Here is a 13,406-nt window from a genome sequence, read left to right on the forward strand (position 1 = left end):
CGGGGCGTTGAGCGCTCGGGTTCAGCCTTCGGCGAGAGCCTTGAGACGCTCCATCGATGCGAGCAGCGTCTCCACGGTCGTCGACTGGGCCCGCGGAAGGCGTTTGGGATCGCGCAGCCGCGTCCAATCGTAGGTCTGGCGCACGAGCACAGACTCGTCCCCGGCGGCCTCGATCTCCCAGATCCACGTGTGCCCGAGCGGAGGCTCACCGACCTCCGAGGGCATCCACGCGATGCGGCGGCCCTCGACGAAGTCGACGACGTGGTTCTCGCGCTCGACGCCCTTCGTCAGCGTCGTCACGAACGATCCGCCCGTTTCGGTGACCCGTTGGCCCGAGGCAGCCGATCCGAGGTTGTCGTTTCCGTCCCACTCCGGCTGCCTGGCCGGGTCGGCGATGAGTTCGAAGACCTCGGCAGCAGGGGCGTCGACGGTGATCTCGGCGCTGACGACCTTGAGTGCGGGGTCGATCGCATCGAAGACCGCTGCATCGTCGGATCGGTTGGGGTCGGTCATCTCGGTTCCTTTCGGCCGGCGGCGCGGAATCTGCGCCCTGCCGTCAGACTACCCCGACCCCGGCCGAGGCGGTCCGAGCGTCGACTCCAGAGCGCTCAGTCCTCGATGGCTCGGTCCTGGCGATCGGCGCGGGCGGCCGCGGTGCTGAATCGGGTGAAGAGCCTCGAGGAGTCGCTCGAGAGCGAGAGGAGCACGCCGACCTGAAGGGCGACGGTGATGAGCGAGTACATGTTCGTCGCGATGCTCCGATCGCCTGTGAGGTAGTTCGTGAACGAGATGACGACGGAGATCGTCGAGAGGGTGAGGATCCACAGTCTGGCCCGGTTGCTGCCGCGGAAGACCGAGATGGAGGCGATCACCTGGATGACGCCGATGATGAGGCTCAGTCCGACGAGGACGCCGGCGACGATCCGGGTGACGACCTCGGTCTCGGACGCTGTCACCTCGACGCCGACTCCGGCGACATCCGCCCGCAGGCGATCCCAGTCGAGGAGGATGCTGAGCACGTCGGTGGCCTGGAAGATGAGGAGGACGAGCACTAGGCCCGCGCCGATGAGCGTCTGCAGGGGTCGCCTGCTCCACAGGGTGCGGGCAAGGGCCGAGACCGAGTGGGCGTCCTGGTCGATCTGCGTGGCGTCGAGGGCGAGGTCGAGCCGTTCGGGGTAGTCCTCGGCATCGGTGGTCACCCTGCCGACGTCGACGATCGGCAGGTCACCGTCGGTGATGATCGCGTCGCCGCCGCCGTTGCGCGAGTGGTAGCCGGTCGAGAAGTCCCTGACGACGTCGACGCTGATCTCAGGGTCCGCCTCGGTGACGGTCCTGACGATGTAGTCGCGTTCGATGTCGGTGTTCTCCTCGATCTTGTGGGTGACCTGGAGGGTGAAGAGGGAGAGTCCGACGCTCTTGTCGTAGGTTCCTGCGGCGAGCCAGTCGGCCTGCAGTCCGCCCGGCAGCAGCCAACCCGACGGGCACTTCCAGAAGCGGACGTGATGGCGCTGCCCCGGATCGCCGTCGACTTCCTGCTGGTAGGCGAAGTCCTGCCGCCGACCGAAGAGCATGAGCGGGGAGACCGGCGCCTCGGGGTAGCTCGACCTCGCCACGGTCGACCGGATGATCCCCCACGTCGATGCCGCCGTGATGTCGTCGGCGAGCGTCCACCCTGCCGCCTTCATCGCGTGATGGATCTGCGCCTCCTCGCCCCGCCACGCGAGGTTGACCGGATCGCCGAGGAGTCCGTCTGAGGTCCGGGTCCGGCCGATGAAGTAGTTGGGGACGTAGATCTGGGAGAGGATGCGGTGCAGGCGCGGCAGCGCGAGGTAGGAGACGACCGCCCAGAGCACGAGCAGGGTGAGGACCTGCCACCATCCCAGCGAGAAGCCCTTGAGGAGGATGAGGAGGGCGAGGAAGAGGGAGGCGACGCCGCCGAAGAGGAAGAAGAAGTAGTCGAGGATGCCGGTGACGGTGAAGTGGTGTCGGCGGAACACGAAGGACTGCCGGCGGCGGTTGGGTCCGCGCTCGGGGGCCTGCTCGGGAGGGGGATCCGCGGAGTGGGCCTGGGGATTCATGGGTCAAGTCTAGCGATGTCGGCCGGTCCGGGTACTGGTGCTTCTGCGTCGCAGCAGGGCCGCCTTCGCGGTCTCCGCGGTCTCCTGCTCCGCATCATGGGTGAGTCCGGTGAGCAGGGCCTCGGCCTGAGGGTCCGGGATCTCGATGAGCACCTGGAGGACCCGGAAGCGCACATGGGCATCGGACGAACGCAGGCGCTCCCGCAGCGCAGCCATGATCGAGGCGCCGACGGAATCGCCGGTCGGTTCGCCAGTGTCCTCGCCGGTCGCCGCCCCTGCCCCGTCGACGACCGGAACCTCCACGCCGTCGACCGGAACCTCCACCTCGTCGCGGGACGGCGCATTCGCACCTCCTGCCGGGGGCACCTCTGCGAAGTAGCCGGCGAGCGCCTCGGCTGCGTCGATGTCCTTCTCATCGCTCATCGCGACCTCGAGGAGGATCGGCACGGCGACGGGATCGCGCATGTCCCCGAGGGCGAGTGCGGCGACCGTCATCACCTCTAGGTCATCGTCGTCCAGCGCCTCCCGCATGGGAACCGCCACCGCAGTCGCGACCGCGACGTCATCCGCCGAGGCGGTCCTGCGGATCTCGTCGAGCGCGCGGATCGCGTTGCGCCTGACAGCGGGTTCGGCGGAGCGGAGTCCCGTGGAGAGCGGCTCGACGGCGTCGGTGCCGACCTGGGCGAGCGCCCACCGCATCGCGCCGGCCGCATTCGGCACGGCTTCGTCGAGCACGGCGCGGGAGAGCGACTCGACGGGCACGCCGAGGTCGACGCCGCTGCCGAGAGCGGCCTTGTGGCGCTGGATGACGTCACGCGACTCGAGGGAGCGCATGAGATCGATGGTTCCGAGCAGGCTCTCGCCGTCGGAGCGGCCCAGCCCCCGGATCTCCTCGAGGCGTTCGAGCAGTCTCCGCTCGGTCTCGATCCTCTCGTGTGCGGCCGCGATGAGGTCGGTGACGAGCGCCGAGGCGTCGAATCCCGGTTCGGCGAGGAGGCGGCCGACCTCGGGCAGAGACAGGCCCAACCTGCGCAGACCCTCGATGTGGAAGATCCGGCCGATGTCGCTCGGCGAGTACTCGCGGTACCCGTTCGACCCCCGGGCACTCGGGGTGACGAGGCCCAGAGTCTCATAGTGGCGCAGCATGCGCGCGCTCACACCCGATCTGCGGGAGACCTCTCCGATGCGCATCGCCACCTCGCTCTCCGCGCAGAATCCCGGTCCGCGGCTCCGGTGTCCGCCCCGGCTCACGCGGACGTCGCCACTCTCTCGGTCGTCGCGCTATGGTCTCGCGAGAGCACACAGCACTCTACTCGCTGGGCCACGACGGTCAGAGTCCTGTGCCCGACGGTTCGGAGGAAGGAGTCCGAGGCATCGGCCATGCGCCACGGTGGTCGAGCTTGCCCCTCTCGACCACCACACGCATCCGACCGACCCTTCCCAAAACCGGTTCAGGCCGATGCCTCGGACCCCAGTGCGACCACCCGCTTGGCCTCGTCCATGGCGTGGGCGAAGCCGGCGTCGGGGTCATGGAACATCGCCACTGTCGCCAGAGCGTGTGTCCGCACTGTTTCTTCCTCTGCCCCCACCCTGCCATCGACCACTGACACGACTTCGTCGCCGAGGGCGACGAGTGCCCGGCTGAGGCTCTTCTGCATCTCGACGTCACCTCGCCCCAGCTGCGTGACCAGGGACGATGCAAGATCTCGGTGTCGGTCTCCCGGCACCAGACGAACCGCGGCCCTCCACGCACTGCGGGCCGCCTCGGCGTCGGCATGGGCGATGAACCGCAGACCCGACACGGACGGGTCGAGGGCGACCCAGCCACGCGGATCCCCGATCTTCGACAGCGAATGCAGGGCCTGGCTCTGGGCCTGAACGGAATCGGACTCGAGCTCGGCGAGGAGGCGGGGCACGACGAGGTCGGCAGGCAATCGGGTGAGCGCCCAGGTGAGCATGTCGCGGACGAAGAAGTCCGGTTCCGTCCGGCTGCGTTCGATGAGGACGTCGAGGTGGTCGGGGTCGGCGTGCGTTCCGATCGTCATCGCGGCCTGCAGTCGCTGCTGCGCACTGCCCAGCCGCAGAGCGCGGGCCACATCCTGCACTCCTGTCTCAAGGGATGCTCCTGCACGTCCGTCCTGCGGATGGTTCTCTGTCATGGTGTCCGCCTCCTTCACCTCCCAGTGAAGACCTTGACAGCGTGTCAAGGTCAAGGACGGCGGGGGAACTCGGCTCCGAGTCGGTCTACACTCGGACTCAGCGGCACCCCGTCGCCCGAGCGGACACCGTGGACCCCCGCGGACACCGTGAACCCGCGGGGACACAGAACAGGCGACCCGCTCCCCCGAATCGAGCAGGACACGGCTGAGGAGAGAACCCGTGGACAAGATCGATCTCAAGAAGACCCTGCCCGGCTACCGAGCGAAACGGGGGACGTTCGCGACGGTCGACGTTCCACCGATGAACTACCTCATGATCGACGGCCATGGCGATCCCAACACCTCGCCGGAGTTCACCTCGGCGGTCGCATCGCTCTATCCGCTCGCCTTCACGCTGAAGTTCCTCAGCAAACGGGAAATCGAGCGCGACTACGTCGTCCCGCCCCTCGAAGGCCTGTGGTGGGCCGAGGACATGAGCTCCTTCACGACGGCCCGGAACAAGGCCGACTGGGACTTCACCCTCATGCTCGCCGTCCCCGAGTGGCTCGACGGAACCCACGTCACCCGGGCCGCCGAGGCGGTCGCCGCCAAAGCCGATCCCCCGCGTCTCGGTGACGTCCGGTTCGAGACCCTGGTCGAGGGAACCGTCATCCAGACCCTCCACATCGGACCCTTCGACGCCGAGGCCGAGGTGCTCGCGCACATGCACGAGTCCGTCATCCCCGAATCGGGATACGTCTGGACGGGGCGCCACCACGAGATCTACCTCAGCGACTCCCGCCGGACGGCACCGGAGAGGATGCGGACGATCCTCCGGCAGCCGGTGGAGCCGGTACAGCCTCGGTGAGGCGCGGGCTCAGTCTCCGTACGTCCATCCTCCGGTCACCGCGCTCGGCGAAGGCTGCACCGTCTGCACCGATGCCGGAGGGTTGCTCACCTCGGCGCCGGAGTTCACCCCCGTGGACACGACGACGACAAAGAACACGACGGCGACGACGATGAGCATGACGAGGAACGCGACCCCAGCGACGAGGAGGCGGGCAAGCGGAGTGAGACGACGACCGTAGGGCATGTCCAGAGCCTACGGCGAGAACTCCGACTCCGGCGCCGCTGCCGCGTGGCAGTTCGGCAACACCGGGTGCCCGGTCAGCCCGGCTCCCACCGCGCCGTGATCGTTCTGTGACAAAAAGCATGGCGTGGTCACATTGACCCTTAAGTTTGTTGCATTATCGTTATATTCATGCCTCGACAGACACGACACCGCAGGGGACCCCGGTCCGTGCTCGTCGGTGCCCTGATCGGTCTCGGGGCAGCGGTCGCAGCACTGGCGATCGGTGCGGTCGTCATCCTCAATTCGCCCGTGTCCTTCGGCTCGACGACGATCAGGCAGATGCAGATGGCCTCGGTGAACCAGCTCAACCAGCAGCAGATCGACAACGCCCGCCTCATCATCGCCGTCGGACGCGGCGGCGGATTCGACGACGAAGCGATCCGGATCGCGCTCATGACCGCGCTCCAGGAGTCCTCGCTGCGCAACATCTCCCACGGCGACCGGGATTCCGTCGGCCTGTTCCAGCAGCGCCCCTCGCAGGGATGGGGCGATCCGTCCGAACTCACCGACCCGGTGTTCGCGACGAAGTCCTTCTACGGCATCAATCCCGAGATCGAGAATCCCGGGCTCAACCAGATCGAGAACTGGGATTCGATGACTCCGACGGAAGCCGCTCAGGCCGTGCAGCGTTCGGCGTATCCGAACGCGTACGGGCAGTGGGAGTCGCTCGCCGACGATCTCATCGGCAGTCAGGACGACGTGGAAGCGCTCCACTGACAGGCGCTACACTTCCCTGGTGAAGTTCACCAGCCCCCTCCCCATCACTGCCCTTTCAGCCGCCGCGATCATCGGACTCGGCGGCTGCTCCGTGCTCCCGTCCTCCGCCGGAGCGCCCGACGGTCCCTTCCCGCAGACGATCGACTCGCCCTACGGGACGACGACGATCGAGGACGCACCGACGAAGATCGCGGTGGCCAGTCCGACCGACCTCGACATCGCGCTCGCGCTCGGTGCCGAACCGGTCATCGCCCCGGCAACCGGCGGCGATGACGAGTTCAGCCCGTGGGTGCAGTCCGCGCTCGAGGACTCAGGCGCCGAGGCGCCGCAGACCTACGACGGCACCGACGGCCCTGACATCGCCGCGATCACGCAGGCCGAGCCCGATGTCATCCTCGCCACCGGCCTCGAGGACGCGGGCGACCACTTCGACGACCTCTCCGAGATCGCGCCCGTCGTCGCCGCGGCACCCGACGCGACCTGGACGGACCGGACGGCAGCGGTGGCCACCGCCCTCGACACAGCCGACAAGGCCAAGCAGGTCGTCGGCGACATCACCACCGAGGCCGAGGACATCGCCGGTCGGCATCTCGAGTTCGAGGACACGACGTACACGGTCGCCGATGTGCAGAAATCGTCGATCGACTACCTCTCCTATGACGGCAGCGACGACAGCTTCTTCAGCGGACTCGGTCTCCTGCCCGCCTCGGCGGCATCGTCGTACTCGGCGGAGGAGCACTCGGTGAAGAAGGCGAAGGTCGACGACCTCGACGCCGATGTCCTCCTCATCCACTTCCCGGACACGGGCAAGGGGCTGCTCGACGAGTCCGACCTCGCCGACCCGTTCTACCGCGAGGTCAAGGTCATCCGCGGCAAGCACTACGCCGTCCTCAGCGACGACGAGTTCGCGGCCCTGACGAACCTCTCACCGCTGAGCTATCCGTGGCTGCTCGACGAGCTCCCCGACGCCATCGGCAAGGCCGAGCAGGGCGAGGCCTGAGCCCGACGTGTCGGTCCGGACGATTTGCCGAGCGCGAAGCCTGTTCCGGTAATCTCTATCCATGGCTGACTCTCCAGAATCCGTCCCGGTCAACGCCGCCGTCGAACAGCTGCTGCGCAATCCCGAGGACAATCTCGACGCCATCTCCGAGACAGCCGACCTCTTCAAGGCCCTCGCGACCCCGTCGCGGCTGAAGATGCTCCTCGTCCTCGCCCACGGCGAGGCGACGGTCACGCACATCGTCGATTCGACCGGGCTGTCCCAGCCGCTCGTGTCCCAGCATCTGAAGTTCCTCCGCGGTCTCCACCTCGTCGGGGTCAACCGGATCGGCCGGGAAGCGTACTACTCGCTCAAGGACGACCACGTCGCCCACATCATCCTCGACGCGCTCGCGCACACCGTCGAGGGACACGAGCACTGACGCGCTGACCCGGCGCACCAGTGATCCCACCCGGGGCGCTGACCCGGCGAACCAGTGATCCCACCTGGGGCGAGCGCCGCGCGCACGCCCGCCTTCCCGAATTTCCCGCGGCGGCGGAGACGTCACTTCATGTACTCGAGCACCCGGTCGAGCGCCTCGGCGGTGCGATCCGCTCCCACGGCCAGGGACAGTCGCACCGAGCGCCAGCCGTCCACGGAATCGAAGTCGTCACCGGGGGCGAAGGCGACTCCGGTCGCCTCGAGGAGGTCCTCGCACCACTGCGTGGCCGTGGCGAACCGGCCGCCCGAGCGCTCGAGGATGTCATCGATGCGCGCATACATGTAGAACGCACCGTCGGGCGGGGCCATGTCGGTGAACCCGAGCTCCGCGGTCGCGTCGAGGACGTGGTCACGGGCGTGGGCGAAGGACGCGACGTTCGCCTCGCATTCGGCGTAGGACTCCGGGTCGAACGCGGCGACCGCGGCGTACTGGGCGGGCACGGGCGCGCAGAGGGCGAGGTTGCCGGTGACGTTGCGGGCGGCCGTCGTCAGCCGCTCGGGCAGGATCGCCCACCCCAGCCGCCACCCCGTCATCGCCCAGTACTTCGAGAACGACGAGATGACGATGGCTTCGTCGTCGTGGGCGAGCGCTGTCTCCCCGCGGGTGCCGATGTAGCTGATGCCGTGGTAGATCTCGTCCGAGATGACCTGCACCCCGTGGTCGCGGCACCAGGAGATGAGCTCGCCGAGGTGGTCGGCCCCGATCATCGTCCCCGTCGGATTCGCCGGGGATGCGAGCATGAGGCCCTTGAGCGGGGCCTCGGCGTGCGCCTGCTCGAGGAGGTCGATCGTCGGTTGGAAGCCGTGCTCGGCCCCGCAGTCGAGTTCGACGATGTCGGCGCCGAGGGCGGCGAGGATGTTCTTGTACGCGCCGTACCCGGGTCGGGCGACGGCCACTCGGTCGCCGACGTCGAAGCAGGTGAGGAACACCGTCTGGAAGGCACCCGAGGAACCGGTGGTGACCTGGATGCGGTCGATGGGGATGTCGACGCCGTACCAGTCGCGGTAGTGGGAGGCGATCGCCTCACGGAGTTCGGGGATGCCGAAGACCGCGGAGTAGCCGAGATTGGTCCCGTCGGTGAGGATCTCGGCGGCGCGACGCTTGACCGGAGACGGCGCACCCTGGGTCGGTTCGCCCAGGCACATCGCGATCGCGTCCCGACCGGCCCGCTGCATCGCCTGGACCTTGCCGACGATGTTCATCGCCGCGAACGGGCGGACGAGACCCGCCCGGTCGGAGACGTGCAGGCTGCGGGTGTCGTCGACGGTCATCGTCGGCTCCCTTCCTCGAGTGGCGGTTGAGCTCTCGGCGTGCCCGCAGTCGTAGTCAGCGGGTTTCGCATAGTGCACATGCTAGCTGTCGTGTGCCGGAGGGGCTTAGGGTGAGGGCGGATGGGCACGACCCTCCGCACACGACGACACGACTTCGACGGCGAAGGAGCAGGGACGATGAGCACGGAGAGCACAGGAGCGGAGACGAGCCGTGCGGTCGGGGGCGTCGGCGGCGCGGGCGGTGATGCGGGTGTTGGCGCCGGCGACACCGGGGCTGGCAGTGGCGCGGGCGACACCGGGGCTGGTAGTGGTGCCGGCGACACCGGGGCGACCGGCGAGGTGCAGCTCGACAACGGGATCTTCCGAGTGACGCGGTGGACGATCGAACCCGGCGGTGTCATCCCCATGCACCGGCACAAGCACGAGTACGTCGTCGTCCCTATGGTCACCGACACCATGCACGTGCGGAACTCCGACGGCACAGAACTCACCGCCGAACTCCAGGCAGGGGTCTCCTACACCCGTCCCGCCGGGTCGGAGCACGAGGTCTCGAACCCCGACGGCGAGGATGCCGTCATCTTCGTCGAGGTCGAGCGGCTGTAGGGGCTTACGGCGCAGGGGTGTGCGGTCATCGACCGGCGCTGACGCGCGTGTCGAGGACGCGCAGTGTCGATTCGGCACGCGGAAATCGACACTGCGCGTCCTCAAGTCGGTTGGGCACCGGCGGCGCGTGCCAGCCCGCGCACGCCATCCGCCCACTCAGGCAGGGACGTCCCACGTGTGGACAGGGCGGCCGCTCGCCTGGTTCTCGAGGTAGGCATCCATCATTGCTTTGAGCCCCTCACGGCGCTCCGGCGAGTCCGGTCGGCTTCCCGGGGCGAGGTGGTCGAGCATGCGCAGCTGCCACGTCGCACCGTTCGCCCTGCCCGAGGCCCGGCCCTCGATGATCGACATGTACTCCTCGATGACGTCCTTGTCGATGTTGAGCCGTCGCAGTCCGCGCCGGGCCTGCGGGATGAGGACGTCGATGACGAGGTCGGAGACGGCGATGTGCCCGATCTTCGGCCACGTCACCCGGGCCCTGATCCCGTCCTTCGCACACGCGAAGAAGTTCTCCTCCGCCTCGGCGAAGGACATCCGGGACCACACGGGACGGTTCTCGCCGACGAGGAACTCGGCGAGCCCGTAGTAGAAGGCGGCGTCGGCGACCATGTCGACGGGCGTTGGGCCCGCCGGCAGCAGCCGGTTCTCGACCCGGATGTGCGCGCCGTTGTCACCGGCATCGTAGATCGGCCGGTTCCAGCGCCACACGGTGCCGTTGTGGAGATTGAGCTCGAAGAGCTTCGGGGCGTCGGCGTCGCTGAACTCGACGAAGTCCTTGATCTCGGGCAGCAGGGGCGGGAAGTAGCGGACGTTCTCCTCGAAGAGGTCGAAGACGCTCGTGATCCACCGCTCCCCGAACCACACGCGCGGGCGCACGCCCTGCGTGACGAGTTCGGGTGTGCGGGTGTCGATCGACTGGGTGAAGACCGGGATCCGCGACTCGTGCCAGAGCTTGTGGCCGACGAAGAGCGGCGAGTTCGCGCTCACCGCGACCTGGGCGGCGGCGATCGCCTGGGAGGCGTTCCACGCCTCGGCGAACTTGTTCGGCGCGACCTGGAGGTGAAGCTGCATCGACGTGCACGAGGACTCGGGGGCGATGTCGGCGAATTCCTGCCGGTAGGTCTCGCGACCGTCGAGTTCGATCTTGACGAACTCACCGCGGGCGTCGATGACCGAATTGGACAGAGCCTCGTAGCGGTTCTCCTCCGTCATCCACGGGTCCTCTTTGAGGAACTGCGTCGTCAGCGTCGGAAGAGTGCCGATCGAGGCGACTCTGAGCCCCTTGTCGGCAGCGGCCCTCTGAGCCTTCGCGAGCCGATCGGCGACCCCGGCTTCGAGGGTCTTGAGTCCGCGGCCGGCGACCTGGAGGACGGGATGGTTGAGTTCGAGATTGAACCCGCCGATCTCGGACTGGTACTCGTCGTCGAGGTCGCCGAGGACGTCCTTGTTGCGCAGGCTCGGCTGGTTGTCCTCGTCGATGAGGTTGAGTTCGAGCTCGAGCCCGATCGTGCCGGCCGACTTGAACTCGGCATGCCGGAGGTAGGTGTCGAAGAGCTCGAGATTCTCCGCGAGCTTCTCGCGGTACAAGGTCCGCTCTTCCGGTGTGTACCGTTTCGAACTCACTGCCTCACCCATGCCTCAAGCAAACCACACACGACGGGAGTTATGAGGGGCCAGGTCCCGACTTTCTCACAGCCGACCTTTCCCCCACGCGTCCATGGCGATGCGGACGCAAGCGGTGCCCCGCACGCGCGAGCCGTAGAATCGGCGACATGTCGACCTCTGTGAATTCGCCCACTCAGCCCTCTGACCTCGTCCGCGACTCCGAGGAGCGCCTCCCGGCGATGCTCGCCGACCTCGCTCGCGTCATCGGCGTCGAGACGCCGTCCTCGGACAAGGCCGCCGTCGCCCGCGGGGCGAGCGACTTCGCCGACCTCCTCCGTGAGCGCCTCGGCGCCGAGGCGGAGCTGCTCACCGTCGACGGCGTCACCCATGTGCGCCTGCGCTTCGGAGACGGGCCGCCGCGCGTCGTCCTCCTCAATCATCAGGACACGGTGTGGCCCCACGGGACGATCGAACGCCTCCCCTTCTCGACCGAGAACGGGGTGGTCCGCGGTCCCGGCAGCTTCGACATGCTCACCGGGGCGATCATGAGCGTCCACGCGGTCGCAATCCTCGCCGACCGCCTCGGCGAGGGCGGGCTGGAAGGACTGTCGATCCTCATCACCGGTGATGAGGAGGTCGGGTCCGTGAGCTCCTCCGATCTCATCCGCGCCGAGGCGGCCGAGGCGAATGCCGTCTTCGTCATGGAGGCGAGCGCCGACGGTGCGCTCAAACTCGAACGCAAGGGAACCGGGATCTACACCCTCGTCTTCCGGGGCCGGGCATCCCATGCCGGGCTCGAACCCGAGAAGGGCGTCAACGCGGGCATGGCGCTCGCGCTCACCCTGCCGCTCGTTGCCGGCCTCTCCGACGCCGAAGCCGGAACGACGGTCGTGCCGACGACGATCACCGCCGGCACGACCTCGAACACCGTCCCCGCCGAGGCGCGCGTAAGTGTCGATGTCCGTGCCCGGACCGCGGCCGAACTCGAGCGCGTCGACTCGGCGATCCGCGCCCTCGCCGCCGAACCGACGCTCGAGGGGTCGACGACCGAGGTCATCGGCGGCATCAACCGCCCGCCGTTCGAACCCGAGGCGTCGGCGGCACTCTTCGACCGAGCAACCGTGCTCGCCTCCGAGCTCGGAATCGCCGCCCCGCTCGGGGTCGCGGTGGGCGGCGCCTCGGACGGGAACTTCACTGCCGGCGACGGGATCCCCACACTCGACGGCCTCGGCGCGGTCGGTGACGGTGCGCACGCCGAACACGAGCACGCGGTCATCGCCGAGATCGCTCCGCGCACCGCTCTGCTCGCAGCACTCATCGCCGATCAGCTGGCGAAGTAGGCGACCCGCGCGCCTCATGAGCGCCGCTGGTCGCTCGTGTGCGCCGGCGGGATCTCACTCCACCGGGAATCCCTCGGCCCGCAGGTCGGCGGGCGACTTCGTCGTCAGCAGCCAGTCGCGGAGGAGGGAATCGGGCACGATGCGTCGCCGGTGGATGAGACGGTCGCTGCCGACGAGATAGAAGCGGTAGCCGAACTCGTCGAGGACGGCCATGAGTTCGGCCGGCTTCGCCCGGTCCTCGAGGACCTCGCAGAGGATGTCCGGGTGCAGCACCGCGAGGAAGTCACGGCCGTATCTGAGGACGTCGTTCTCCGCGCCTTCGACGTCGATCTTCATCGTCACCCGGGTCGTCCCCTCGGGCAGCTGCGGCAGGAGTTCGTCGAGAGAGGTGAAGCGCACGTCGACGCCGTCGGCGAAGTCCATGCTCGCGGCGTAGAACGACGGCAGCGCCGAACCGCCGTCGCCCGTGGGCACCTGCATCGTCGTCCCCGGCCGGCCGACGCCGGTGGGGTGGACCGTCACCCGGTTCCGCAGGCGGTTGCGCGCGACGTTCTTCTCGAGGCCTGCGACGACAGCGGGAATGATCTCGAAGGAGTGCGCGACCGTGGTCGGGTTGGCGGCGAGGACCGCCATCGTGAACACCCCGGTGTAGGCGCCGATGTCGACGAACACCTCGGCGTCCCTGCTCAGCTCAACCATGAGGTCGAGGGCGAACGCGTCCTCAGGTTCGGTGCGCCGACCCTTGCCCCAGTAGAACTCCTTGGCGATCTCGCAGCGGAAGGGATCGACGAGGACGAAGTCGCCTCCCCCGGCACGACCGGCCACCTCGGTGAGGCCGATCGGGGCGGGCAGACGACCGACCTTGATGCCCCGGACGCGGGGCGCGACGGCGCGCATGAGCGGGTGGAGGAAGGGCTGCGCGAGCGCGGCCTTGATGGGGAGTTTGAGCCCGAACCACTTCTGCTTGCGGGCGGTGAGGCTTCGCAGGTAGTCGTTCATCGTGGGCCCCTTCGGTCGCGTGGCCTCTTCGGCCCACCGTAC

Annotated in this window: 14 protein-coding genes; 6 read left to right on the top strand and 8 right to left on the bottom strand. The window is 68.2% G+C overall.

From position 1 onward, the window contains the following. Positions 1–21: 21 nt before the first annotated feature. From AC0VYB_RS16700 to AC0VYB_RS16715, 4 genes are all read right to left on the bottom strand, one after another. Positions 22–513, bottom strand: coding sequence for an SRPBCC family protein (locus AC0VYB_RS16700; protein WP_009378690.1), 492 nt, complete (start codon positions 511–513; stop codon positions 22–24). Positions 514–608: 95 nt separating this feature from the next. Then, positions 609–2,078 (bottom strand): LssY C-terminal domain-containing protein, encoded by a 1,470-nt coding sequence (locus AC0VYB_RS16705; protein WP_009378689.1) that lies wholly within the window; start codon positions 2,076–2,078, stop codon positions 609–611. Between the two features lie 9 nt (positions 2,079–2,087). Next, positions 2,088–3,269, bottom strand: a complete 1,182-nt coding sequence (locus AC0VYB_RS16710; RefSeq protein WP_475384859.1) for a MerR family transcriptional regulator — start codon at positions 3,267–3,269, stop codon at positions 2,088–2,090. 260 nt (positions 3,270–3,529) lie between these two features. Continuing rightward, positions 3,530–4,237 (bottom strand): HEAT repeat domain-containing protein, encoded by a 708-nt coding sequence (locus tag AC0VYB_RS16715; RefSeq protein WP_051995552.1) that lies wholly within the window; start codon positions 4,235–4,237, stop codon positions 3,530–3,532. 220 nt (positions 4,238–4,457) lie between these two features. Here AC0VYB_RS16715 and AC0VYB_RS16720 point away from each other — a divergent pair, with 220 nt between their 5' ends. Next, a complete protein-coding gene (locus tag AC0VYB_RS16720) occupies positions 4,458–5,084 on the top strand; it encodes a GyrI-like domain-containing protein (protein WP_101623409.1) in 627 nt (208 codons plus the stop codon). Positions 5,085–5,093: 9 nt separating this feature from the next. On the opposite strand, the gene AC0VYB_RS16725 is transcribed toward AC0VYB_RS16720, so the two are convergent. Then, positions 5,094–5,309 (bottom strand): hypothetical protein, encoded by a 216-nt coding sequence (locus tag AC0VYB_RS16725; RefSeq protein ID WP_101623408.1) that lies wholly within the window; start codon positions 5,307–5,309, stop codon positions 5,094–5,096. A 168-nt stretch (positions 5,310–5,477) separates the two neighbouring features. On the opposite strand from AC0VYB_RS16725, the gene AC0VYB_RS16730 reads away from it, so the two are divergent. The 3 genes from AC0VYB_RS16730 (at position 5,478) to AC0VYB_RS16740 (ending at position 7,486) form a co-directional block, all read left to right on the top strand. After that, positions 5,478–6,065, top strand: a complete 588-nt coding sequence (locus tag AC0VYB_RS16730; protein ID WP_205772259.1) for a transglycosylase SLT domain-containing protein — start codon at positions 5,478–5,480, stop codon at positions 6,063–6,065. A 19-nt stretch (positions 6,066–6,084) separates the two neighbouring features. Next, on the top strand, positions 6,085–7,065 hold the full coding sequence (locus AC0VYB_RS16735; protein WP_475384860.1) for an ABC transporter substrate-binding protein: 981 nt from the start codon (positions 6,085–6,087) through the stop codon (positions 7,063–7,065). Between the two features lie 61 nt (positions 7,066–7,126). Further along, positions 7,127–7,486, top strand: coding sequence for an ArsR/SmtB family transcription factor (locus AC0VYB_RS16740; protein ID WP_009378672.1), 360 nt, complete (start codon positions 7,127–7,129; stop codon positions 7,484–7,486). 122 nt (positions 7,487–7,608) lie between these two features. On the opposite strand, the gene AC0VYB_RS16745 is transcribed toward AC0VYB_RS16740, so the two are convergent. Beyond that, entirely contained in the window at positions 7,609–8,817 is a 1,209-nt protein-coding gene (locus AC0VYB_RS16745; protein ID WP_101623406.1) for a pyridoxal phosphate-dependent aminotransferase, read from the bottom strand. A gap of 177 nt (positions 8,818–8,994) precedes the next feature. Here AC0VYB_RS16745 and AC0VYB_RS16750 point away from each other — a divergent pair, with 177 nt between their 5' ends. Further along, positions 8,995–9,420, top strand: a complete 426-nt coding sequence (locus AC0VYB_RS16750; protein WP_101623617.1) for a cupin domain-containing protein — start codon at positions 8,995–8,997, stop codon at positions 9,418–9,420. A 156-nt stretch (positions 9,421–9,576) separates the two neighbouring features. Here the strand turns inward: AC0VYB_RS16750 and AC0VYB_RS16755 are convergent, their stop codons facing one another. Further along, on the bottom strand, positions 9,577–11,055 hold the full coding sequence (locus AC0VYB_RS16755) for a glutamate-cysteine ligase family protein (RefSeq protein ID WP_040341873.1): 1,479 nt from the start codon (positions 11,053–11,055) through the stop codon (positions 9,577–9,579). Between the two features lie 137 nt (positions 11,056–11,192). Between AC0VYB_RS16755 and AC0VYB_RS16760 the strand changes: the two genes are divergently transcribed. Beyond that, a complete protein-coding gene (locus tag AC0VYB_RS16760) occupies positions 11,193–12,365 on the top strand; it encodes a M20 family metallopeptidase (protein WP_179952592.1) in 1,173 nt (390 codons plus the stop codon). A gap of 54 nt (positions 12,366–12,419) precedes the next feature. Here AC0VYB_RS16760 and AC0VYB_RS16765 read toward each other — a convergent pair whose 3' ends face one another. Next, complete coding sequence (locus AC0VYB_RS16765; RefSeq protein WP_101623405.1) at positions 12,420–13,364, bottom strand: FkbM family methyltransferase; 945 nt, start codon at positions 13,362–13,364, stop codon at positions 12,420–12,422. Between the last annotated feature and the right edge of the window lie 42 nt (positions 13,365–13,406).

This window comes from Brevibacterium sp. Z349TD_9, from assembly GCF_056173565.1.